Here is a 20934-nt window from a genome sequence, read left to right as displayed (position 1 = left end):
TCTTTTTATGGAATCTTTTTCAAAACTGTAGTACGCAACAGAATCTCCAGCAATAAAGCTATTGCAGCCAAAAGGGCAAAAATACCATAAGCTTCATATTTCTTACTGAACTTCTTGACATTCAGTTTTGTCTTTTCCAGTTGGTCAATCTCCTGATATACTTCGTGAAGCTTTTCATTGTTTGTGGCACGATAGAAAGCTCCCTCCGTCTTATCAGCAATAGCCTGCAGCGTCTTCGCATCAATCTCAACCGGCACCTGAAGATATTCAATACCACCGGCAACAGGAACCGGATACGGAGCCATGCCATTGGTTCCTACTCCAATGGTATAGACACGAATGCCGAAACTTTGTGCAATCTCAGCAGCTGTCAACGGAGAAATATCACCCCGGTTATTGGTTCCGTCTGTCAGCAGGATAATAACCTTGCTTTTAGCCTTACTGTCCTTCAAACGGGAAACAGCATTCGCAATACCCATACCGACAGCAGTACCGTCTTCCAGCATTCCGCTCAAGGTTATATCGCTCTTGATGCTTTGGAAAAGATTCATCAGCACAGCATGATCGGTTGTCATCGGACATTGGGTATAAGCCTCTGCAGCAAACAGAGTCAAACCAATGTTATCGTTCGGACGCCCGGCGATAAACTCTGAGGCCACCTGCTTGGCAGCTTCCAGACGGTTAGGCTTCAAATCCTCGGCCAACATACTGGAAGAAACGTCCATCACCAGCATAATATCAATACCTTCTACGTTTGTTTTCTTCCAGTCGTTGCTGGTTTGAGGACGAGCCAAAACCAAAACGATCATAACCAGAGCAAACAGACGCAACAAGAAAGGCAAATGAATGAGATACACCTTGTAACTCTTGGGCACATACATATAAGCCTGAGTACTCGGCACTCGGAGCGTCGGCTCATTCTTCTTGTATTTCAACACATACCATACGATATAAGGTATGAGCAGAAACAACAGAAAAAGATATTCTATATTTGCAAATGTCATCGTTCCTCTTTTTAGTACAACACTTTAAAGATCATATAACCTATCCAGCCCAAAAGACCTACAGACAAGAGAGAAGCGCAACCAATAGCAATACGCAATACCCACACACGGCGCATACTTCGGCGTTCTTCGGAAGAAATGACCTGAGGCTCCGGTTTCTGGTTCGGGTCCTGCTCCAGTTTGGTATGATTGATGAACTCGATTGCATTGACCAAGTTCATATCATTTTCATTGACCTGCGTATTATATTTGGCAAACTTAACCAGGTCCGCAGTTCTAAAGAGCGTAATCAACTCATTCAGAGCTGCCTGATCCTGCACCAAAAGAAGGCGGTCAATAATTTCACTGGATGTCATCTCCATGGCATTGAAACCATAGCGTTCCTGTATATAAGTACGAAGAGTTGCTGTAAGGCGGGTGTAATATTCTTTGGAATCTTCCTTTTCCCATCCTCTCTCGGCCTTAATCTGGTCAATCTGCTGCATGGCCACTTTATGAGGCGGCAATTTCGGAGCAACCTTTATGATACGAATAATCGGCTTGTTATCCTTGTATCGCATGAACAGATACAAAGTCAACAAGACCAAAACAACCAATAAAAGGGAATACCAGAAGATCGGAGCCCAATCCTCCTTCCAGGAGAAAGGCAAATTCATAACATCACGCGGACCGTCGTAATTATTGATATTTACCGTATCCACCGGTATAGCCAGAACATTCAGAGCCAGATTCTTGGATTTATACACCTTACCATCCACCTGCACCTCCATTGGAGGGAGATAATACAGAGAAGAATCAAAAGATGTAATGATATATTTCTGAGATATCAACATCCGGGCACCATCATTCAGCAATTGTGTATCTGCTCTGGCCACATCCACAACCTCTACACCCGGTGTCAGCTCACTACCTTTCTTAATCTCCGGAAAAACAACCTTTGCCTTTGCATCCGCACTTACATCCAAAGTCAGTTGGGTCTGCTGTCCGACCAGCAGTTCCAGCGAATCGACCTTAATGTCAACGGTTGCCTGTGCCCGCAATTTGCCACACAGCCCCGCCACACAGACCAGAAAAAGCCATGCGGTCATTCTTAAACTATGAAACATTTTCATCATCCTAATTTCGTTTGGCAAACAACGCTTTCAAAGCAATCACATAATCCTCATCAGTACATACTGATACATAATCCACATTGCTTTTCGAGAAAAGATATTGCATGGCTTTCTGACGAGACTGCCACCACTCACGGTGCATGGCACGGAGTTTCCGGCTTGAAGTGTCAATATATTGTTCAAAGCCGGTCTCGGCATCGACCACTTTCATCAAACCGATATTCGGCAGATCGGTCATTCGGCGGTCGTAAACCTGAATGGCCGCAATATCATGCTTCTGGTTAGCCACAGTCAAAGGCACGCTATAATCTTTCGGATCGATGAAATCGCTCAAGATGAAAGCAGTGCAGCGGCGCTTCAACACACGGGTCAGATAGGCCACAGCCTGACCGATATCCGTACGATTGCTCTGCGGCTTGAAATCAATCAGTTCTCGAATAATATACAATATATGTTTCCGCCCTTTCTTGGGAGGTATGAACTTTTCTATGCGATCTGAGAAGAAAATCACTCCGATCTTATCGTTGTTCAATATTGCAGAAAAAGCTAAGGTTGCTGCAATCTCAGCAACCATATCTTTTTTCTGCTGAACAGAAGTACCGAAATTCAAACTGGATGAGACGTCGACCATCAACATGACTGTCAGTTCGCGTTCTTCTTCAAAGACCTTGACAAATGGTTTATTAAAGCGGGCTGTCACATTCCAATCAATATCACGGATGTCGTCGCCATACTGGTATTCACGCACCTCTGCAAAAGCCATACCACGGCCTTTATAGGCTGAATGATACTCTCCGGCAAAGATATTGTTCGACAATCCGCGTGTCTTGATTTCTATCTTGCGAACACGCTTTAAGATTTCGTTCGTCTCCATATCCTTATTATTTACTCAATTAAGGCACTTCTACTCTATTCAATATTTTGTTGATAATATCCTCGCTGTGAATATTGTTGGCTTCGGCTTCGTATGACAGGCCGATACGGTGACGCAAGACATCATAAGCCACGGCACGCACATCTTCAGGAATCACATAGCCTCTTCTCTTGATAAAGGCATAGGCACGGGCTGCCAGCGCCAGATTGATAGAGGCACGTGGAGAGCCACCGAACTCAATGTAACTTTCCAGTTCCTTCAAGCCATACTTCTCCGGATAACGGGTCGCAAAAACAATATCCACGATATACTGTTCGATCTTTTCGTCCAGATAAACCTGCTTCACCACCTCACGGGCGTTGATAATGTCCTGCGTACTCAGAATCGGTTTCACCACCTTCTTCTCGCCCGTAATGTTCATGCGGATAATCTTCTTTTCCTCTTCCAACTTAGGGTAGTCGATAATAACCTTCAGCATGAAACGGTCCACCTGAGCTTCGGGAAGCGGATAAGTACCTTCCTGTTCAATCGGGTTCTGGGTAGCCAGTACCAGGAACGGTTCCGGGAGTTTATAGGTATTCTTGCTGATGGTAACCTGTCTTTCCTGCATGGCCTCCAGCAAAGCACTCTGCACTTTAGCCGGGGCACGGTTGATTTCATCGGCCAGGATAAAGTTCGCGAAGATAGGTCCTTTCTTGACTTCGAAAGCCTCATCCTTCTGACTGTAAACCATGGTACCGATTACGTCGGCCGGCAACAGGTCCGGTGTAAACTGAATACGGCTGAACTGTGCATCAATCAATGATGACAAAGTTTTAACAGCCAAAGTCTTTGCCAAACCCGGAACACCTTCCAACAATACGTGTCCGTCGCTCAGCAAACCGATCAACAAAGATTCTGCCAAATGTTTCTGGCCAACAATAACCTGATCCAATCCGGTCATCAGGTTCGTTACAAATGCACTCTGACGCTCAATACGTTCGTTCAATTCACGAATATCTAATGCTTCTGCCATTTGTTTCTGTTTTTAATTATACGTTTCTTATTTTGGTTCAAAATTAGTACATTTAGTACGTACCCCCAATATTATTCTATTAAAAAAAGTTGCCCAATTCTGTATTTAAGAAACTTTTTACACGGTTTACAATTATAATTTATCGCTACTTTTTCACCAGTTCAGGCAGTTTGATATCCTGACCGACCTGTACCAGATTCGGGTTCTTTATATGATTCATCGCAATGATGTATTTTGCAAAATCCTTTGAGCCATAGTTGTTTAGAGCCAAGCGCAACAAACTCTCACCGCTTTTCAGCTTATGCACGGCTTTCACGCCTACAATAAGGTATGTGCCATTCTTGACTTGCGGATATTGCGCAGCCTTTTCACGCAACTGCTTCAGTGAATCGGCCTGATTCTTCTCGGACTGCTGTGGAGTTGTCTTTTCATCCTTCACATCTTTTGCCGCCGTCTGTCCAGTTGCCTTTCCGGCATCCGCTTTTGCCGCAGTATCGGCTACAGAATGTTTTACCGTCTCTTTAAACTGGCGGACTGTAGCCAAAGAATCCTTTTTTGCAGGCAACTGCAAATACTCGGAATCGTTGTCCGCTTCCGGTATAAAGGTACAAGGACAAAGCACCCGATAGTATCCGGCCATATAGCTTCCTACCATCAAGGCCAGAATAAACACGAACAAGGCAATCATACCGCCTTGCGACAGACGCAGGCAACTCCCCTGACGCTGATTTCCGTCCTGTCCCTGATGCACAATACTCTGGTGCTCTATGGTCTGATGCTCCACGGTCTGAGTCGTCACATTGAGTTCCTCAACTTTCTGATCCTGCACCTTCTGGTAATCAGCATGCTGATATTCAATATTGGCTGCCGCCATTTCTTCATAAAGTTCAGCATCATCAGCCAACGGTTCACCATCTACAGCCTCTTCCACAGGCTCTGCCGCAGCATCCCCCGTTTCCTTCGTCTGCTCCGAAGCGTCTGCCTCCTGCTCCTGATTCTCTGCAGCCGCAGCATCAGTTACTGTTTCCGCTGCATCATTAGCTTCTGTTGCTTCCGGGTCATTTGCCGATACTTCAGGCTGAAAAGCCTCAGCCTCTTCATCTGCAACGGGAACTTCCTCAGGAATTACAGTTTCACCTTCGGAAGCCTCAACAGAGTCAGAATCCTCACCGTCAGCTTCAGCACCTTCACCAAGTCCTTCCGCATCGGTCATATCCGGTTCTTCATCTTCAGCCTCCTCATCGTCCGAAGCCAAGGTTTCAACCCCGCGTTCCATATCCGACAAAGCTGTCGCCTCGTTTAAAACTACAGGTTCAAACTGAGCAAAGGGTTTGTTGATCAAATCCTTCAAGGCATTGTCGGGTGTAAACACAACTTTCCGGTACCCTTTAATCCGTGTCACGGCGCCTGTATTCGTGTCTACTGTTTCACGATCATTCACCTCCACGAGTTTAAAGGTACCCAGATTCCTGATCTTGATGATTTTCTCATCAGCCAGTGTATCGGATATCACGGTAAAAACCGTACGAACAAAGGTTTCGGCCTCTTGTTCCGAAATATTCGCCCTTTTGGCTACACCCTGAATTAAATCTTGCAATAAAACCCGACCACCCATAATTTTAAGCTTCTACATTAAACTTGTCTTTCAATTGTGTGCTGGGTTTGAAGGCAACAACCAGACGTGGAGGCACCAGCATCCTCTGTTGGGTTGCAGGACTGATCACAACGCGCTCCAGCTTCTTTCTCACCTCAAAATTTCCGAAATCCTGAATAGAGACAATACGGTCCTCTTCCAGCTGACCGGAAACTTCCGAGACAAGCGCACTCAGCAAAGCGGAGCTGTCCTTCTGACTATAGCCCAATCTGCGAGATAATTCTGCGACAAATTCCTTGTTATTCAAAATAATATTCTTTTAAACGATGGTTGCGTATAAATCAAAGGCATCTGAGTCTGTAATCTTCACCTGATAGAAGTTTCCGATCTGAAGGTCTCCTTCGCTCAATGGAATCAGCACCTCCGGATCCACTTCCGGAGAATCAAACTCAGTTCTACCTATATAATAATCTCCCTCTATGCGGTCCAGAATCACTTTCAGTTCCTGTCCCACTTTCTTTTGAGACAGTTCCTCGGAAATCTCCTGCTGCAAGGCCATCAGCTCATCCAATCGGCGTTCTTTCACTTCCTGCGGGATATCATCCTCGTAGTGTTCGGCCGAATAGGTACCTTCTTCCTCCGAATAGGCAAAAGCTCCCATGCGGTCAAACTTGGCCCAACGCACAAAGTCCAGCAATTCTGCAAATTCTTTTTCTCCTTCTCCCGGATGACCGACCATCAGCGTTGTCCGCAAGTGAATACCCGGAACCTCTGCACGCATTTTCTCGATCAGGCGGTAAGTCTGTTCCGCGGTCACATGACGGCGCATTTTTTCCAGAACCGGGTCACTGATATGCTGCAAGGCAATATCCAAATATTTGCAGACGTTATCACGCTCGCGCATCACCCGCAACAGATCTTCAGGGAAATGAGCCGGATAAGCATAGTGCAGACGAATCCATTCCACACCCGGAATATCCGAAATCTTCTCGATGAGCTCCGGAAGCATCTGCTTCTGATACAGGTCAACACCGTAATAAGTCAGTTCCTGAGCTATCACCTGAAACTCTTTCACTCCCTTGGCCACCAGCGTGCGCACCTCCTCCAGAATATCTTCCATCGGGCGGGACTGATGCTTTCCGGTAATAATCGGAATAGCGCAATAAGAGCAATGACGGTTACATCCCTCCGAAATCTTCAGGTAAGCATAGTGCGACGGAGTTGTAATCTGCCGGTCGTGCTTCAGTTCCTCATGATATACCTTACCCAGATCCGAAATCAGTTCTTTCCAGTTGAACTTTCCGTAGAACTTGTCCACCTGCGGTATTTCCTCACCGAGTTCCTTTAAATATCTTTCCGAAAGACATCCCATCACAAACACTTTGCTGAGTTGTCCTTCTTCCTTGGCCTGGCAGCATTCCAGAATCATATTAATACTCTCTTCCTTGGCATCACCAATGAAGCCGCAAGTATTAATCACCACAATGTCGCCTTCCAGTTTTTCCGCATCATGAGTCACCTCATAACCATTGGCGCGGAGCTGGGTGATCAACTGCTCCGAATCCACCAGATTCTTGGAGCATCCCAACGTCACAATATCAATTGTATTCTTTTTCAATGTACTCATTCAATAAACAGCTATTTATTTCCTCCAAAGAGGGAATTTACAAACTCCTTACGGTTAAAGGGCTGCAAGTCTTCCATGCCTTCTCCCAGACCGATATAGCGCACCGGAATCTTGAACTGGTCGGAGATTCCAATCACGACGCCTCCCTTGGCCGTACCGTCCAATTTGGTAATTGCCATGGAAGTCACCTCTGTAGCCGCAGTAAACTGCTTGGCCTGTTCAAAGGCATTCTGTCCGGTACTTCCGTCGAGCACCAGCATAACATCATGAGGAGCATCCGGTACCACCTTCTGCATCACACGCTTGATTTTGGAAAGCTCATCCATCAGTCCCTTCTTATTGTGCAGACGTCCGGCTGTATCAATCAGCACCACATCCGCCTGATTGGCAACGGCAGAGCTCAGTGTATCAAAAGCCACGGATGCCGGATCACTTCCCATCTGCTGCTTTACAATGGGCACTCCCACTCTTTCACTCCAGATAACCAGCTGCTCTACGGCTGCGGCACGGAATGTATCTGCGGCACCCAAATAGACTTTCTTGCCGGCTTTCTTGAACTGATAGGCCAGTTTACCGATTGTGGTAGTCTTGCCCACACCGTTCACGCCCACCACCATAATCACATACGGAGTTTTACCCGCCGGCAAATCAAAGCCATCGGTATCGTTTGTATTATTTTCGGTAAGCAACGAAGCAATCTCGTCTCTCAGAATACCATTCAGTTCGCTTGTGGTAACATATTTGTCGCGGGCCACACGCTCTTCGATGCGTTTGATAATGTTCAAGGTAGTGTCCACACCCACGTCGGAAGTCACAAGCACCTCCTCCAAATTATCAAGCACTTCGTCGTCCACTTTAGACTTGCCGGCAACGGCACGTGTTATCTTCCCGAAGAAACTTTCTTTGGTTTTTTCAAGTCCTTTGTCAAGCGATTCTTTCTTTTCTTTAGAGAAAAAGCTGAATAATCCCATAATAATATAATTTAGTATTAGTACAAAGATAATATAAGATTTTCAATCCTTCGACAAGAAGTGTTGAAAATCTTCCTTTTATAAACAAAAAGCCCCTTCTAGCATAACTAGAAGGGGCGGTTTGTCATTATTTTAGTTCTTGAAGAAGTCCTTGACTTGCTCGTTTGGAACCATCTGCTCATCAAAGATGTAAGCACCAGTCTTCGGGCTCTTTACCATCTTGATTACCTTTGTATAAGAACGTCCATCTGTTTTACCAGTCTGGAGGGTTGCAACGGTTTTCTTTGCCATAGTTACTAATTATTATTTAATTTCTTTATGTACAGTCATTCTCTTCAGGATTGGATTGTACTTCTTCAATTCCAATCTCTCTGGAGTGTTCTTTCTATTCTTCATGGTAACATAGCGTGATGTTCCAGGAAGACCACTCTCCTTCATTTCAGTGCACTCTAAAATTACCTGCACTCTATTACCTTTAGCCTTCTTTGCCATAAGTTTCTACCTCCTTAAAATTAAGCAATTACTTTAATGCTTTTCCAATCACAATATCCCTTTGAAACCGCATTGTTCAACGCAGCATCAAGACCTACTTTATTAATGTAACGCAGGCCGGCAGCGCTGATGTTCAAGCTGATCCAGCAATCCTGCTCTACATAGTAGAACTTCTTAGTAAACAAGTTTACATCAAAGCTTCTCTTAGTATGACGCTTTGAGTGAGAAACATTGTTGCCAATCATGGCCTTCTTTCCGGTAATTTGACAAATCTTCGACATTTCTATCTTCCTTTTTTGTTAACTTTCTAATAGCTTCCTTCAAACAGGTTGCAAAATTAATGGTTAATTTCCAAATATACAAGTATTTTGAGAAAAAAATCATTCTGCCTCTGCCGGAAAATCCTTTTTCAACAAATCCAGCAGCATTTGCAAGGCCACATGAGTAGCCCGCGCCAAATTGACATCGCGCCCGTCGTCTCCTTCCAATTTGATCACATTGACCTCTTTTTCGCTACCCACGGCAATCCAGATTGTACCCACCGGAGCTTCCGGTCCGGCACCTGGTCCGGCAAATCCGGTCACGGCTACAGCATAGGTTGTTTCGAAAGCCTTGAGCGCTCCTTCGAGCATGGCGCGCACCACCGGTTCACTCACGGCACCGAAGTCATTGATCATATCCTGAGGAACACCTAGAACTTTCACTTTCACATCATTAGAGTAGCACACCACTCCACCCTGGAAGTAGGCAGAACTACCCGGCACACAAGTCAGAGCGGCCGAAATCTGTCCGGCGGTGCAACTCTCGGCGGTAGACACCGTTGCTCCGGCTTTCCAGAGTATCGGACTTATTTCTCTACTTAAGATTTTTGATTCTACGTTCATATCCGTTCATTATTTTAAAGTGACCCGCGAATATGCCGGAAGGTCGATATCGCAGAAATCCTTGTCCAGATACTTAAAGTATCCTGTGATACCAATCATGGCAGCATTATCCGTTGTATATCCGAATTTTGGTATAAATATTTTCCATCCGTACTTACGGGCATGCTCCTGGAAGGCATTGCGCAATCCGTTGTTTGCCGATACACCTCCGGCCACGGCCACCTGACGGATGCCCGTATCCTTTGCCGCCTTGCGAAGTTTCTTCATGAGGATATCCACAATGGTAAACTCCAGCGAAGCGGCCAGATCTTCCTTATGATGCTCAATGAAATCAGGGTCTTCCTTCAACCAGTCTCTCAGCGAATAAAGGAAAGAGGTCTTCAGACCGCTGAAACTGTAATTATATCCCTCAATCTGCGGACGGGCAAAATGATACGCCTGAGGATTTCCCTGACGCGCCAGCTTGTCGATGATCGGACCACCGGGATAGCCCAGTCCCATCACCTTGGAACACTTGTCAATAGCCTCACCGGCTGCATCATCAATTGTCTGGCCCAGCACTTCCATGTCGTTATAGGCCTTTACCAGAATGATCTGAGAGTTACCGCCACTGACAAGCAAGCACAGGAACGGATATTCCGGCTGGTTATTGTCCTCATCATTCTCCTTGATGAAATGGGCCAGCACATGTCCCTGAAGATGGTTCACATCAATCAGAGGAATACCCAGAGCACGGGCAAATCCCTTGGCAAAAGACACGCCCACCAGCAACGAGCCCATCAGACCCGGCCCACGGGTGAATGCCACTGCCGAAAGCTGTTCCTTAGTAATGCCGGCCCGCTTAATGGCCTGATCCACCACCGGAACGATATTCTGCTGATGCGCACGTGAAGCCAGCTCCGGCACCACACCGCCATAAGCCTCGTGCACGGCCTGACTGGCTGTAACATTACTCAGCAGCACTCCGTTTCGCAGCACAGCCGCCGATGTATCATCACAGCTGGACTCTATACCTAATATATATATATCCTTTTTCTCTTCCATAAAATACAAAAGCTTAGTGTGTCAATATTTCCAGTCCGTGTTCGGTCATCACAAAGGTGTGTTCCCACTGGGCACTGGGCAGTTCGTCTTCGGTCACCACCGTCCAACCATCTTCCTCGTCTACAAACACTCTCCAGTCGCCCATATTAATCATCGGCTCAATGGTAAACACCATACCGGGCACGAGCAGCATACCGGTACGTTTCTTTCCGTAATGCAGCACTTCGGGCTCTTCGTGAAACTCCAGTCCCACACCATGACCGCACAAGTCGCGCACTACCGAGAAACCGTTCTTATGAGCATGCTGGGCAATGGCATGACCGATGTCGCCCACAAATCCATAAGGCTGGGCTGCCTGCATACCGATTTCCAGACATTCACGGGCCACATCCACCAGCTTCTGCTTCTGGGGAGTGGTCTTACCTCCCACAACGAACATACGCGAAGCATCGCTGTAATAACCGTCCAGAATGGTAGAGACGTCCACATTCACGATATCGCCTTCCTCCAGTACATCAAACTCGCTTGGAATACCGTGGCACACCACCTCATTGATTGAGGTGCACACACTCTTCGGAAATCCTTCGTAATTCAGCGGTGCCGGTATCGCACCATGTCCCACGGTGTAATCATACACCAGTTTGTCAATCTCCAGAGTGGTCATTCCCGGACGGATTTCCTGAGCCACCAAGTCCAGGACACCGGTATTGATCACACCACTGCGGCGAATTCCTTCTATCTGTTCTTGTGTCTTGATCAGCTTTCTGTCGGGAACCAGACATCCCTGCTGTTCAAAGGACATCACCTTCTTTTCCAATTCAGTAGGTTCCACACCTGCGGGAACGAACCATTTTCTTCTTGATTTTTTTCCCATAATGATATGCTTTATTTTACAAAGGTAGCAGAAAAAAACGAGAAGCCCCCACAAGATGGAAATAAAAACACCTTCATAACGAATATTAATACAGCCTATGCTCCTCCCGGAAAGCGGTCAAAATGGTAGCGCAGGTTCAGCATGAAGTAGCTGTTCACGCCTTTATGGTTAATGGTTTCCTGACGATAGGCCACCGTATTGACCTGATTCACCGCATGAAGTTCCTGCAACACATCGAAGCCCTGCAGTTTGATTTCCATAGAACGGTTCTTCAGGAATGAATACGAAACCTCGAAATTACAGATCCACTCCTTGCCATTCATGCTCTTCTCCCAGTAACCCGAGCGACAGTTACGATAGCAGTCTATGCCGAAACTCAGACCGAAATCAAAGTCCAGACGCATCAGACCTCCCCAGCCATACACCCATAAGTCAGAATTCAGTTCATCCTGGTAATCATTCCGGTAACGGGCCAGCGTCATATATCCATAAGGTTTAAACAACAGCGAGCGGTATTTGTACTGCACAGCCCCATAATGGGTCGTTGTCAGTGAGTTCACCCTAACCGAGCGATTCCCGTTGTCCGGCATAAGCCTCCTGCAAGGCACGTTCCGAGGCACTGCTGACCGTACTTTTCCAGTCCAGATTCCATCGCCGTGCATTGCGGAACGAGGTTGTAAAATCCAGGAAACAGGAGGCGTTCCAGTTTCCGTCCACATTGACCGGCATCACGGTATAAGCTCCTTTCTCTGCATCAAAGCTGGTCTGCTGGCTGATGGTCTGCTGATTGGCGACCACATTGGCAGCCACATTGAGCTGCCGTTGCACATCGGGGTTGAAGCAGAAGAACGTAGCAGACAGGACATGATTCGTTTCGGGACGCAAAGAAGCATTTCCCACATAGCGGTGCAGAGGGTCCGTACAGTCCCAGATGGGCAGCATTCCCGTAAGATCCGGCTGTTTGCGGCGACCCAGATAACGAAGATTCACGCCCCATGACTCCTGTTTCTTATATGCCAGAGTCAGCTCCGGCAGAACAGCACACGAGGCCTGCACACTGTCTATTCCCTTATTTCCTTTCACGTAATGAAGCAGCAGCCGCTGCGGCTCAAGCGTCACCCCTCCGGTCAGCACCCAGTTACCCACCGAATACTGCACCAAGGCTCTTACATTATGAATCCAGGTAAGCAGATGCGCCTGCTTGTCCAGACTGTCGACCGGCAAGTTTCCGTCCGGAATCATCAGATCCAGGAAAACATAACTCAGGTCGGACACTTGCTTGTCCACATCGTCATACTGCCCGTCCGCTCCGTATGCCAGCTGCAGTTTAAGCGGATCACACGGCACCCACGTCAGGATTCCCTTGACAAAGCCACGCAGGTTTTTCTTGACCATGTGTGATTCAAGCACCTGCCGGCTCATCGCGTCAGCATGAGAGTAATAAATATCTGCATGGGAATAGCTGTCTTCATTATGACGGGTATAATAGGCGCCGGCCGACAAATCCCAGTTACTTCCTTTCTCTCCCCAGGACTTGTTCAGCGAGGTGGTAATGCCTCCGCCTGTTCCATCCAGATTCCCGTCGTTCATATACATATTGCTGTTCAGCGCGCGCTCACGGTCCATCGGCACGCCATTCACTGTCTCCAGATAGCGTTCACGGGTCTCCGACAGGGAATACTGCTTATAACGGTATTTCGAACGGTTCAGATAGGTTTTGGTACGCCAGGCAAACTCGTTTCCGGTATAGGTCCAGTCGAGCGAGAAATTAGCCGTCTCCGTGTCTGTTTCCTTTTCATCCTGCGCCTGAGCGTACACCTGCGAAGGCTTCCAGTAATACTCTGTGGTGCTCTCCGCCTTCGACCTGGTTTCTCCCTGATTCAAAAAAGCTGTGGCATTCACTTCCCAGGGACCTTTGAAAAAATTCAGAATTCCGTTGTAATTCTGCCGGACCACTTCATTCACATTGGTTTCGGCAGACAACTTGTCCAGATAAGACTCGCCGATACCGAAGGCGGCAGGCTGATTGTCGGCCGAACAAGACAGGATGCCCTGCATGCGGGACGAAAAACCACTCACGGTAGCATTTGCCTGATACCGTTTTCTGCTTCCACCGGCAGCTACCGCATCAATAAACCAGCCTCTCGAACGGTCGGCATAGGTATATACATCGAGCACCTGCTCTCCTTCATTGCGATGCACACCGGTATATTCCTCCTCATCGGAATATTCCTGATACAAGCGGACCTCGCACAAGATATCTGCCGGAAGAGTATTCAGGGCCATCTCCTTTCCTTCTTCAAAGAAATCCCGTCCGTTGAGCTTGATGCGAACCACTTCCTTTCCCTGCGCCATAATCCTGCCGTCGGTTGTGACTTCAATGCCGGGAATACGCTCCAGCAGGGTACGGAGTTTCGACCCTTCGGGCACAAAGAAACACGACACGTCAAATACCAACGTGTCTCCTTTCAGCATCATCGGTGTTTTCTTACCCGAGATTACCAGTTCTTGAAAAGCCATGCTGTCCAACGGGAGTACCACTTCCGTGGAGTCGGACAAGGACTGCCCGGATACGGCAAATGCTTCCTTCTGTCCGAAAACAGAAAGAATAAAGAGCAGAACAAGCAGACGACATACGGGCATCAGCAGAAAACAATCAAATTCGTTATCGGGGAAGGGCCAGTTTCACAAAAACGAGTATTCTGCACCCCTTCCGGCAGAATACTCGTTATATCCTGTTTATATCAGCAATCCTTACAGATCATCCGACATATCATCTACATCTTTTACATCAGCTTCGGGAGTGTAGCTCTCGTAGAAGCTTTCGTCATCGCTATTGTCGTCATCATTCTCATCGGCTACGTGACGACGGTTTCCGTCTTCATCATACTCAGGTTCCGGAATGAAGCGCAGTTTCTCCTGCAAGTCTTTCTTCTTGGCAAAGATTGCCTCCACCCAGGTTCCTTTCGGCACTTCCAGATATTCGTATCCGTCGGCCACCTTACGCTCCAGAGTACCTCCCTTGGCATGAATGCGTGATGCCGGCAAGGTTGTGGTACTGATATCGAAGGCAGACTCGATAATGTCCTTAATGGCCAGTGAGATAGAATCCCAACCGCCACCGAAGTTCCGTTCAATCAACTCAAGCAAAGTTGCGGCAGAAATGTATTTTACATTCTCATAAGAGAGGTCGGTAATCCGCTTGATTTCCTTTTTGCGGATTGCGATTGCACCCTTTTTCTTCTCATCGAAATGAGAAAGAACTACATAAGATCCGGTTTTATATTTGGCTGCCTCGCGTTCATTGTCCGAATCAAACTGGGTCACTTCAAAAGCCAGTCGCAGAATATTCAGAATCTTGTCTTCAGAAGCAGGAGAATCCTCATCCTTCTTTTCATTGTTCCACAATTCTGCCAACTCCATAGCATCCAACCCCCAAATATTGCTGGAATTCAGATCCAGCACAGACTCAACCGCGTAATTTTTATTATGCATAAGTTTCTGTCATTAAGTTTTTAATAGTTAGTATTTGCCACATAGAAACATCGGGGTTATGCCTGCTGTTCAGCGCTCTCCGGCAACATCCCCAAAAACTGATAACGGAAGTTACGTCCCTTAGAAGAAGGAAACTGACTGCGGGGATCTACATCCCGGCGTGCACGCAAATGATCGATAATCCGGGTATAACATTCCATGGGTGAATGTGCCTTGACTCTGGCCTTGAACGTGGTGTCCTTATACTGGAACTTATTGGTTCCGGGAATGGCAATCACCCGTTTAAACAGCACTTCGCCTTCATACCATCCGATCTGCTCTTCGGTAAGACGGTTAATCACAGCATCTTTCGGGTTTTCTACGGCCATAGTCTGACGGGCACCGTTCTCCTTGAATTCGGCCAAAGTCTGCGCCATTGTCTTGATTACAATGAAATAAACTCTGGGGCGCACCTTATATCTTTTCGGATAAGGCATCGGACTTTCCATATACTGCTTCAGATCGTTCATAAAATAATCATCCACAACAATGCCCGGAATTGAAGCCAGGAAATCAAATGCTTCCTGCACACTGCTTACAACACATTCTTCATCAAAATAGCGGATATATAAATTCATCTGCCTAATATAAAATAAACAATTTAATACCTAAAAAAGTAAGGGCTACCTATTTCCCATATCAATAGGTAATCCAAGGGCAAAATTAGGAAAAATACACGAATTGCACAAACATAGAAAACAAATTATAACAGATATTCCTTGAAAAAGCTACCTTTGCACCCGTTTATACAACTAAAAAAATGAAGATAATCAGTTTTCTAAAAAAATGGACACTTCCGGTAGCCATTGTCACGGGAGTGTTGCTGTATGTCATCGGTTCGTATATCCCGCATATCGACCGCATCAGCCCTTTCATCAACCGCAGTCTGGGAATCATTCAGCCCTGCCTGATTTTTTCCATGTTATTTCTCACCTTCTGCAAGATCGACCTGCAAAAACTGCGTCCTTCACGGTGGCAAATCCTCATCACACTGCTTCAGGTGGGCATCAGCTTCCTGCTGGCACTGGTCACTCCGTGGGTCAATCCGGACCTGCAAATCTGGATCGAGGCGGCAATTCTCTGTTTTATCTGCCCCACAGCCACAGCGGCAGCCGTAGTCACCGAGAAACTGGGTGGAAACATTTCGGGAACCATCTCCTATACCATCCTGATCAACATAGTCACGGCCTGCACCATACCGGTGTTGCTCCCATTGCTCAGCGACGCACAGCATTATTCTTTCGGCAGTCTGGCCACCATCATTATGGCGCGCACTTTCCCGCTGCTTATCGCCCCGATGGCAGCAGCCTGGATATTCCGGACTTTCTTCCGAAAAATCACCGACAGAATCAATCAGGTACGCAATCTGGCCTTTTATCTTTGGGGAGTAGCCTTATCCATCGCCATGGGCATCACGGCGCAGAGCGTGACACATACTTCCGTCGGTTTGGGCACTCTGCTGGGAATCGCCCTGGTTTCTCTTGTCTGCTGCGCCTTTCAGTTCTGGGCCGGAAAAGCCATTGGAAAACGATTTGGAGACAGCATCTCTGCCGGACAGTCGTTCGGCCAGAAGAACACGGTATTCGCCATCTGGCTGGGCAGCAGTTTCATGAATCCTGCTACGGCCATCGCCGGAGGCTGCTACAGTGTCTGGCACAATCTGTTCAACACATGGCAAATCCAGCAGAAACAAAGAAAAGAATCATAATCTTCCGGTTCGCCGGATCATGAAGGCTAAAAAACGGAATTACGCCCCAAAAGTTCCACAAGCGACTTTTGGGGCGTAATTATTTTCTGCCGCATAAACGACATCCGTATGAAAACAAATAAGGCTGTATCTTTTATGAGATACAGCCTTGCATTGTGTGAATGGTGGTGCCCAGAACAGGACTCGAACCTGCACGTCTCTCAACACTCGCACCTGAAACGAGCGCGTCTACCATTCCGCCACCTGGGCATTCCTTTCGGAAGAAGAGCGGAAAACGAGGCTCGAACTCGCGACCCCGACCTTGGCAAGGTCGTGCTCTACCAACTGAGCTATTTCCGCATTTATTTTTTGTGAAGAGAAGGAGACTCGAACTCCCACGACACAACTGTCACTACCCCCTCAAAGTAGCGCGTCTACCAATTCCGCCATCTCTCCGAGATTATCTGAAGTGTGCCCAGAACAGGACTCGAACCTGCACGTCTCTCAACACTCGCACCAGAAACGAGCGCGCCTACCATTCCGCCACCTGGGCATTCTTTCAGAAGAAGAGCAGAAAACGAGGCTCGAACTCGCGACCCCGACCTTGGCAAGGTCGTGCTCTACCAACTGAGCTATTCCCGCGTTTATCATGTCATCCTTCCCGAATGCGTTGCAAAGGTACGCCTTTTTTTTGAATCTGCAAATTTTTCGGGCAATTTTCTTCAAAAAAAGGCAGAAAATCCTTCTTTTTTTATTTCAAAGCCTTGAAAAAAGGATTTTCTGCCTCATTTTATCAGCACATTCGGTCGCGATAGTCCTCGTAACCGAACTCACGATAATACTCCAGATTTCCATCTTCATGCAGCAGGGCAATCGACGGATGGTGTATTCCGTTAAACATATTTGTCTTTACGGTGGTGTAGTGAATCATGTCTTCAAAGATCACAGTCTCCCCCACCTGCAGTTCGTGATCGAACTTCCAGCAGGACATAAAATCACCGCTCAGGCAGCTGTTGCCCCCCAACCGGTAGACATGCTCCTCAGGAGAAGCGGTCTTGATATAGTCGGCCGGAAGAGTCTCAGCATGTCGCACAGCCGGCTGGTAAGGCATCTCCAGACAGTCGGGCATGTGACAAGTGAAGCTCACATTCAGAATAGCGGTACGGATACCTTTATTCTCGACCACATCCACAACCTTCGATACCAGCGGACCGGTCTGCCAGGCAAAAGCCGAACCGGGTTCCAGAATCACCTTCAGATTCGGATAGCGCTCCTGCAATCCGCGCAACAGCCCAATCAGATGTTCCGTATCATATCCCTTACGGGTCATCAGATGACCTCCTCCCAGATTCAGCCATTTCAGCTGAGGCAGCCATTTGCCGAATTTCTCCTCCAGATGCTCCAGAGTATGTTCCAGTGCAAAGGAATCACTCTCGCAGTGGCAATGGCAATGGAAGCCCTCTATGCCCTCGGGCAACTCGTCGGAAAGAGCATCCGACAGAATACCGAAACGGGAACCCGGCGCACAGGGGTCGTACAGCTCGACCTCTATTTCCGAATATTCGGGATTGACGCGCAGTCCGCAAGACACGGCTTCGGCTGGGTGCAGATGATTGTAGGCCTTCACCTGGGGCCAGAAACGGGCATACTGGCTCAGCGAATTGAAGGTGATGTGACTGCTGCACTCCAACAACTGCCCGAAATCTTCATCGGTATAAGCCGGCGAATAAGTATGGGCCTTACTGCCGAACTCCTCGGCAGCCAGACGGGCCTCATAAAGCGAGCTGGCTGTGGTATGGGTGATGTACTCCCTGAAAATCGGGAATGATTTCCAAAGGGCAAATGATTTAAAGGCCAGAATGATTTCGGCACCGCTGCGGGTGGCCACATCACGGATCAGGCTCAGATTACGGCGCAACAGACGCTCCTCCATTACATAGCAGGGGGTCTTGACACCGTCGAATGTTTGCGGATCAATTTTCATTTTCTCCTATTCCTTATACCTATTTATTATACTTAATATACCAGTCTCACATTGTCGACCCACAATGTAGTACCTACAGAACCTACGTAGGCACCGCCGTAGCTGGAGTCGAACTGCAGAATGATATGAGTCGGAGTCTCATCGGCATCGGCCCATCCCACTTCGTGGATCGGCACATTCTTGCCCTTACTGTTGATGCAATATTTGGTATCGTCGCCATCAATCAGTCCCATATAGCTGTGATAACCGCTCTTCTTGGTGATGTCACCGTATTCAATCGGGAACTGGGCATTGTTCACCCAACCGGTGTTTTTTGAGAAGCGGTGTACCATCGTTCCCACGCGCTTGGCGTAGATATTTCCATTTGAATCTTCCCAACGCTTCTGCAAGATGCAGATCACATCGGGCATATCCATACCGGCCACCTTGGTCACACGGCTGAAACCGGTCTCGCGGATACGGTTCGGCTGTCCGGACAGCTGTACCTTATAGTCGAAGCAAACAGCTTTCGGACGACGGTTCAAAGGCATACCGGCCGATAACTTGCTCATCGGGTTTGAGGTACTGGTCACAGGCTCCAGAGCGCTACCCAGCCACAGAGAACCGGCAGCCAGCACTTTGATGTTCACCATACCCAGCACCACACATTTTTCAATATGGGTTTTCAGACAGGCACAGTAACCGTTGCCGCGCTTCTCACGATATACCGAGGTGTTGGTCTTGGTGATACCGGCCACCTTGGCCATCACATTCGAAGTGGCCCACGGAGAGCCTCCCTGGTTGGTGTAGGCCTTGGCATTGTTCCACACCGCATTCGGACCTACTTCATACAAAGTCTTTGTGTTACCGCCGATAATGGCGCTTTCCTTGATGTTGCGCACAATCCATTGGTCAAAATTACCATACTTGATCAGTTCTCCCTGACCAAAGAAAAGGGCAGGAAGCAAACCTATGGCTCCTGTCAACAATACTCTTTTTCCTTTCATATTATTGTTTTAAAAAAATTTCTGCTAAAATGCCTCGTTAATGTTGAACGACACATTCGGACTGTCTTTGGTGAATCCCAAATCCAGACGCACATTGACGCGTTTCTTGAACTCCCAGCGGTATCCCACTCCGTAATTGGGCAATGTTTCGCGAAGCCAGATATTATTGAAGTTATGGAACACGTTGGCAAAGCCCACCCAGGCCACCATACCGTTGCGCCCCTTGATGTGCTGGCGCAGTTCCACCTGTCCCTCCAGAATATTGCGGTCGCGGTAACGGCCTTCATAATATCCGCGCATACGGTTCATCGTACCCACCTGGGCCAGCATGGTCCAAGGCACATCGCCATAGTTCAGCAACCCGTGCAGCTCCATGGCCATCACGCCTCCTTTCCACACCTGACGGTAAGCGGAATAGGTCACGTCGGTATAAGAGAAGGAATAGCTGTTGCCCATCCAGGAGGGATAAGACATCTGCTCCAGACGGAAATAGTTTCCGCGATAGGCATTCAACACGAAATCACGGCTGTCGTATATCAGATTCAGTCCCAGACCGTAATTCCGCACATGGGGATCCTGCCCCTGAATCAGATCCGGACGCTCAAAACCGTAGGCATTGACCCAGCTGATATCGAACACAGCCCCCAGATAGGTGTGCTTGAAAATCTTGAACTGGAAATCGGGCTTGAACTGGAATTTCACACGGCTATACTTGCTTTTGTTTTCATCCTGACAGCCCGCATCATATCCGATACCCCAGATATAGCTGGGAAAAGTAAATACGTAAGTCTGGTAATTGATGCGGAAACGGTCGCCGCGGAAGAAATTGTTTCCGCGCACTCCCACCGACAGCATACCGGCAATGGAGGCATTGCCATAAAGGGATACATTAGACTTTTGAAGCGTAGAATCGCTGCGGTCGAGCGAATAAAGGCCCGAAGCAGCTACTCCCAACCCCAGGGAAGTACTGGCTGTATAACTGGGGCCCAACAGCAGGCTGAAGTCAAACGGCTTGTCTTTTTCCTTGTTGGCGTTCTTCAGATAATTGCCGATCCACTTGAAAGGATTCTTCCGTTCCTTCTTGAGCACCACGGTATCCTGAATGGCGGCTTCGTCTGCGGCTGACCGTACTCCGGCAGTTTCCTGAGCACGGACCGGCAGGACAGACAGACCGAACGCCAGACACCATGCAGACAAGAACAGTCCTGTTTTATTTAATATCATCTGTTTCTGTTTTTAACCCTGCAAAGAT

General features: G+C 47.7%; 22 protein-coding genes and 5 tRNA genes. 1 reads left to right on the top strand and 26 read right to left on the bottom strand.

The window, feature by feature from the left end:
- Positions 1–5 precede the first annotated feature (5 nt).
- The 18 genes from DXA74_RS06385 to DXA74_RS06300 all read right to left on the bottom strand — a co-directional run bounded on the left by DXA74_RS06385 (position 6) and on the right by DXA74_RS06300 (position 15603).
- Positions 6–1004: a VWA domain-containing protein gene (locus DXA74_RS06385; protein ID WP_118525938.1), complete on the bottom strand. Its 999-nt coding sequence runs from the start codon at positions 1002–1004 to the stop codon at positions 6–8.
- An 11-nt stretch (positions 1005–1015) separates the two neighbouring features.
- Complete coding sequence (locus DXA74_RS06380; protein ID WP_118525937.1) at positions 1016–2092, bottom strand: hypothetical protein; 1077 nt, start codon at positions 2090–2092, stop codon at positions 1016–1018.
- Positions 2093–2120: 28 nt separating this feature from the next.
- Positions 2121–2990, bottom strand: coding sequence for a DUF58 domain-containing protein (locus DXA74_RS06375; RefSeq protein ID WP_118525936.1), 870 nt, complete (start codon positions 2988–2990; stop codon positions 2121–2123).
- Positions 2991–3009: 19 nt separating this feature from the next.
- Positions 3010–4005 (bottom strand): MoxR family ATPase, encoded by a 996-nt coding sequence (locus DXA74_RS06370; protein ID WP_118525935.1) that lies wholly within the window; start codon positions 4003–4005, stop codon positions 3010–3012.
- A 145-nt stretch (positions 4006–4150) separates the two neighbouring features.
- Complete coding sequence (locus DXA74_RS06365) at positions 4151–5620, bottom strand: HU family DNA-binding protein (RefSeq protein ID WP_118525934.1); 1470 nt, start codon at positions 5618–5620, stop codon at positions 4151–4153.
- Between the two features lie 4 nt (positions 5621–5624).
- Entirely contained in the window at positions 5625–5906 is a 282-nt protein-coding gene (locus DXA74_RS06360) for an HU family DNA-binding protein (RefSeq protein ID WP_118525933.1), read from the bottom strand.
- A gap of 12 nt (positions 5907–5918) precedes the next feature.
- Complete coding sequence (gene rimO, locus DXA74_RS06355; RefSeq protein WP_118525961.1) at positions 5919–7217, bottom strand: 30S ribosomal protein S12 methylthiotransferase RimO; 1299 nt, start codon at positions 7215–7217, stop codon at positions 5919–5921.
- 20 nt (positions 7218–7237) lie between these two features.
- A complete protein-coding gene (gene ftsY, locus DXA74_RS06350) occupies positions 7238–8197 on the bottom strand; it encodes a signal recognition particle-docking protein FtsY (protein ID WP_118525932.1) in 960 nt (319 codons plus the stop codon).
- Between the two features lie 132 nt (positions 8198–8329).
- Positions 8330–8488 (bottom strand): DUF4295 domain-containing protein, encoded by a 159-nt coding sequence (locus DXA74_RS06345; RefSeq protein WP_118525931.1) that lies wholly within the window; start codon positions 8486–8488, stop codon positions 8330–8332.
- A 12-nt stretch (positions 8489–8500) separates the two neighbouring features.
- Entirely contained in the window at positions 8501–8689 is a 189-nt protein-coding gene (rpmG, locus tag DXA74_RS06340; RefSeq protein WP_118525930.1) for a 50S ribosomal protein L33, read from the bottom strand.
- A gap of 20 nt (positions 8690–8709) precedes the next feature.
- Positions 8710–8970: a 50S ribosomal protein L28 gene (gene rpmB / locus DXA74_RS06335; protein ID WP_118525929.1), complete on the bottom strand. Its 261-nt coding sequence runs from the start codon at positions 8968–8970 to the stop codon at positions 8710–8712.
- Between the two features lie 99 nt (positions 8971–9069).
- On the bottom strand, positions 9070–9573 hold the full coding sequence (locus tag DXA74_RS06330) for a CinA family protein (RefSeq protein ID WP_118525928.1): 504 nt from the start codon (positions 9571–9573) through the stop codon (positions 9070–9072).
- Between the two features lie 9 nt (positions 9574–9582).
- Entirely contained in the window at positions 9583–10617 is a 1035-nt protein-coding gene (tsaD, locus tag DXA74_RS06325) for a tRNA (adenosine(37)-N6)-threonylcarbamoyltransferase complex transferase subunit TsaD (RefSeq protein WP_118525927.1), read from the bottom strand.
- A gap of 13 nt (positions 10618–10630) precedes the next feature.
- On the bottom strand, positions 10631–11491 hold the full coding sequence (gene map, locus DXA74_RS06320) for a type I methionyl aminopeptidase (RefSeq protein WP_118525926.1): 861 nt from the start codon (positions 11489–11491) through the stop codon (positions 10631–10633).
- 95 nt (positions 11492–11586) lie between these two features.
- Entirely contained in the window at positions 11587–12051 is a 465-nt protein-coding gene (locus DXA74_RS06315; RefSeq protein WP_147401043.1) for a hypothetical protein, read from the bottom strand.
- Position 12052: 1 nt separating this feature from the next.
- Positions 12053–14134: a hypothetical protein gene (locus DXA74_RS06310; protein ID WP_118525924.1), complete on the bottom strand. Its 2082-nt coding sequence runs from the start codon at positions 14132–14134 to the stop codon at positions 12053–12055.
- A 111-nt stretch (positions 14135–14245) separates the two neighbouring features.
- Positions 14246–14986, bottom strand: coding sequence for a hypothetical protein (locus DXA74_RS06305; RefSeq protein WP_118525923.1), 741 nt, complete (start codon positions 14984–14986; stop codon positions 14246–14248).
- A 56-nt stretch (positions 14987–15042) separates the two neighbouring features.
- Positions 15043–15603: a hypothetical protein gene (locus tag DXA74_RS06300; RefSeq protein ID WP_118525922.1), complete on the bottom strand. Its 561-nt coding sequence runs from the start codon at positions 15601–15603 to the stop codon at positions 15043–15045.
- Positions 15604–15785: 182 nt separating this feature from the next.
- Here DXA74_RS06300 and DXA74_RS06295 point away from each other — a divergent pair, with 182 nt between their 5' ends.
- Positions 15786–16733 carry a bile acid:sodium symporter family protein gene (locus tag DXA74_RS06295; protein WP_118525921.1) on the top strand — a complete coding sequence of 316 codons (948 nt, stop codon included), beginning with the start codon at positions 15786–15788 and terminating at the stop codon, positions 16731–16733.
- Between the two features lie 165 nt (positions 16734–16898).
- Here the strand turns inward: DXA74_RS06295 and DXA74_RS06290 are convergent.
- The 8 genes from DXA74_RS06290 to DXA74_RS06255 all read right to left on the bottom strand — a co-directional run bounded on the left by DXA74_RS06290 (position 16899) and on the right by DXA74_RS06255 (position 20906).
- Positions 16899–16982 (bottom strand) — tRNA-Leu (locus DXA74_RS06290).
- A 17-nt stretch (positions 16983–16999) separates the two neighbouring features.
- Positions 17000–17072, bottom strand: a tRNA-Gly gene (locus tag DXA74_RS06285).
- A gap of 12 nt (positions 17073–17084) precedes the next feature.
- Positions 17085–17168: transfer RNA gene (locus DXA74_RS06280), tRNA-Leu, on the bottom strand.
- 16 nt (positions 17169–17184) lie between these two features.
- Positions 17185–17265, bottom strand: a tRNA-Gln gene (locus tag DXA74_RS06275).
- A gap of 16 nt (positions 17266–17281) precedes the next feature.
- Positions 17282–17354: transfer RNA gene (locus DXA74_RS06270), tRNA-Gly, on the bottom strand.
- Between the two features lie 151 nt (positions 17355–17505).
- Positions 17506–18696: a carboxynorspermidine decarboxylase gene (gene nspC / locus DXA74_RS06265; protein ID WP_118525920.1), complete on the bottom strand. Its 1191-nt coding sequence runs from the start codon at positions 18694–18696 to the stop codon at positions 17506–17508.
- Between the two features lie 32 nt (positions 18697–18728).
- Positions 18729–19682: a PCMD domain-containing protein gene (locus tag DXA74_RS06260; protein WP_118525919.1), complete on the bottom strand. Its 954-nt coding sequence runs from the start codon at positions 19680–19682 to the stop codon at positions 18729–18731.
- Positions 19683–19706: 24 nt separating this feature from the next.
- Positions 19707–20906, bottom strand: coding sequence for a BamA/TamA family outer membrane protein (locus DXA74_RS06255; RefSeq protein WP_118525918.1), 1200 nt, complete (start codon positions 20904–20906; stop codon positions 19707–19709).
- Positions 20907–20934: the final 28 nt, after the last annotated feature.

The sequence above is a fragment of the Bacteroides sp. OF04-15BH genome (assembly GCF_003477995.1).
Taxonomy (GTDB): domain Bacteria; phylum Bacteroidota; class Bacteroidia; order Bacteroidales; family Bacteroidaceae; genus Paraprevotella.
This window is presented reverse-complemented; position numbering and strand designations above follow the sequence as displayed.

Bases quoted from the DNA above. Each gene is read 5' to 3' on its own strand.
- tsaD (WP_118525927.1), bottom strand. From the start codon at position 10,617: ATGGAAGAGAAAAAGGATATATATATATTAGGTATAGAGTCCAGCTGT.
- ftsY (WP_118525932.1), bottom strand. From the start codon at position 8,197: ATGGGATTATTCAGCTTTTTCTCTAAAGAAAAGAAAGAATCGCTTGAC.
- DXA74_RS06330 (WP_118525928.1), bottom strand. From the start codon at position 9,573: ATGAACGTAGAATCAAAAATCTTAAGTAGAGAAATAAGTCCGATACTC.
- DXA74_RS06365 (WP_118525934.1), bottom strand. From the start codon at position 5,620: ATGGGTGGTCGGGTTTTATTGCAAGATTTAATTCAGGGTGTAGCCAAA.
- DXA74_RS06260 (WP_118525919.1), bottom strand. From the start codon at position 19,682: ATGAAAGGAAAAAGAGTATTGTTGACAGGAGCCATAGGTTTGCTTCCT.
- DXA74_RS06345 (WP_118525931.1), bottom strand. From the start codon at position 8,488: ATGGCAAAGAAAACCGTTGCAACCCTCCAGACTGGTAAAACAGATGGA.
- rpmG (WP_118525930.1), bottom strand. From the start codon at position 8,689: ATGGCAAAGAAGGCTAAAGGTAATAGAGTGCAGGTAATTTTAGAGTGC.
- nspC (WP_118525920.1), bottom strand. From the start codon at position 18,696: ATGAAAATTGATCCGCAAACATTCGACGGTGTCAAGACCCCCTGCTAT.
- DXA74_RS06370 (WP_118525935.1), bottom strand. From the start codon at position 4,005: ATGGCAGAAGCATTAGATATTCGTGAATTGAACGAACGTATTGAGCGT.
- rpmB (WP_118525929.1), bottom strand. From the start codon at position 8,970: ATGTCGAAGATTTGTCAAATTACCGGAAAGAAGGCCATGATTGGCAAC.
- DXA74_RS06380 (WP_118525937.1), bottom strand. From the start codon at position 2,092: ATGACCGCATGGCTTTTTCTGGTCTGTGTGGCGGGGCTGTGTGGCAAA.
- DXA74_RS06385 (WP_118525938.1), bottom strand. From the start codon at position 1,004: ATGACATTTGCAAATATAGAATATCTTTTTCTGTTGTTTCTGCTCATA.
- DXA74_RS06300 (WP_118525922.1), bottom strand. From the start codon at position 15,603: ATGAATTTATATATCCGCTATTTTGATGAAGAATGTGTTGTAAGCAGT.
- map (WP_118525926.1), bottom strand. From the start codon at position 11,491: ATGGGAAAAAAATCAAGAAGAAAATGGTTCGTTCCCGCAGGTGTGGAA.
- DXA74_RS06310 (WP_118525924.1), bottom strand. From the start codon at position 14,134: ATGCCCGTATGTCGTCTGCTTGTTCTGCTCTTTATTCTTTCTGTTTTC.
- DXA74_RS06255 (WP_118525918.1), bottom strand. From the start codon at position 20,906: ATGATATTAAATAAAACAGGACTGTTCTTGTCTGCATGGTGTCTGGCG.
- DXA74_RS06375 (WP_118525936.1), bottom strand. From the start codon at position 2,990: ATGGAGACGAACGAAATCTTAAAGCGTGTTCGCAAGATAGAAATCAAG.
- DXA74_RS06295 (WP_118525921.1), top strand. From the start codon at position 15,786: ATGAAGATAATCAGTTTTCTAAAAAAATGGACACTTCCGGTAGCCATT.
- DXA74_RS06305 (WP_118525923.1), bottom strand. From the start codon at position 14,986: ATGCATAATAAAAATTACGCGGTTGAGTCTGTGCTGGATCTGAATTCC.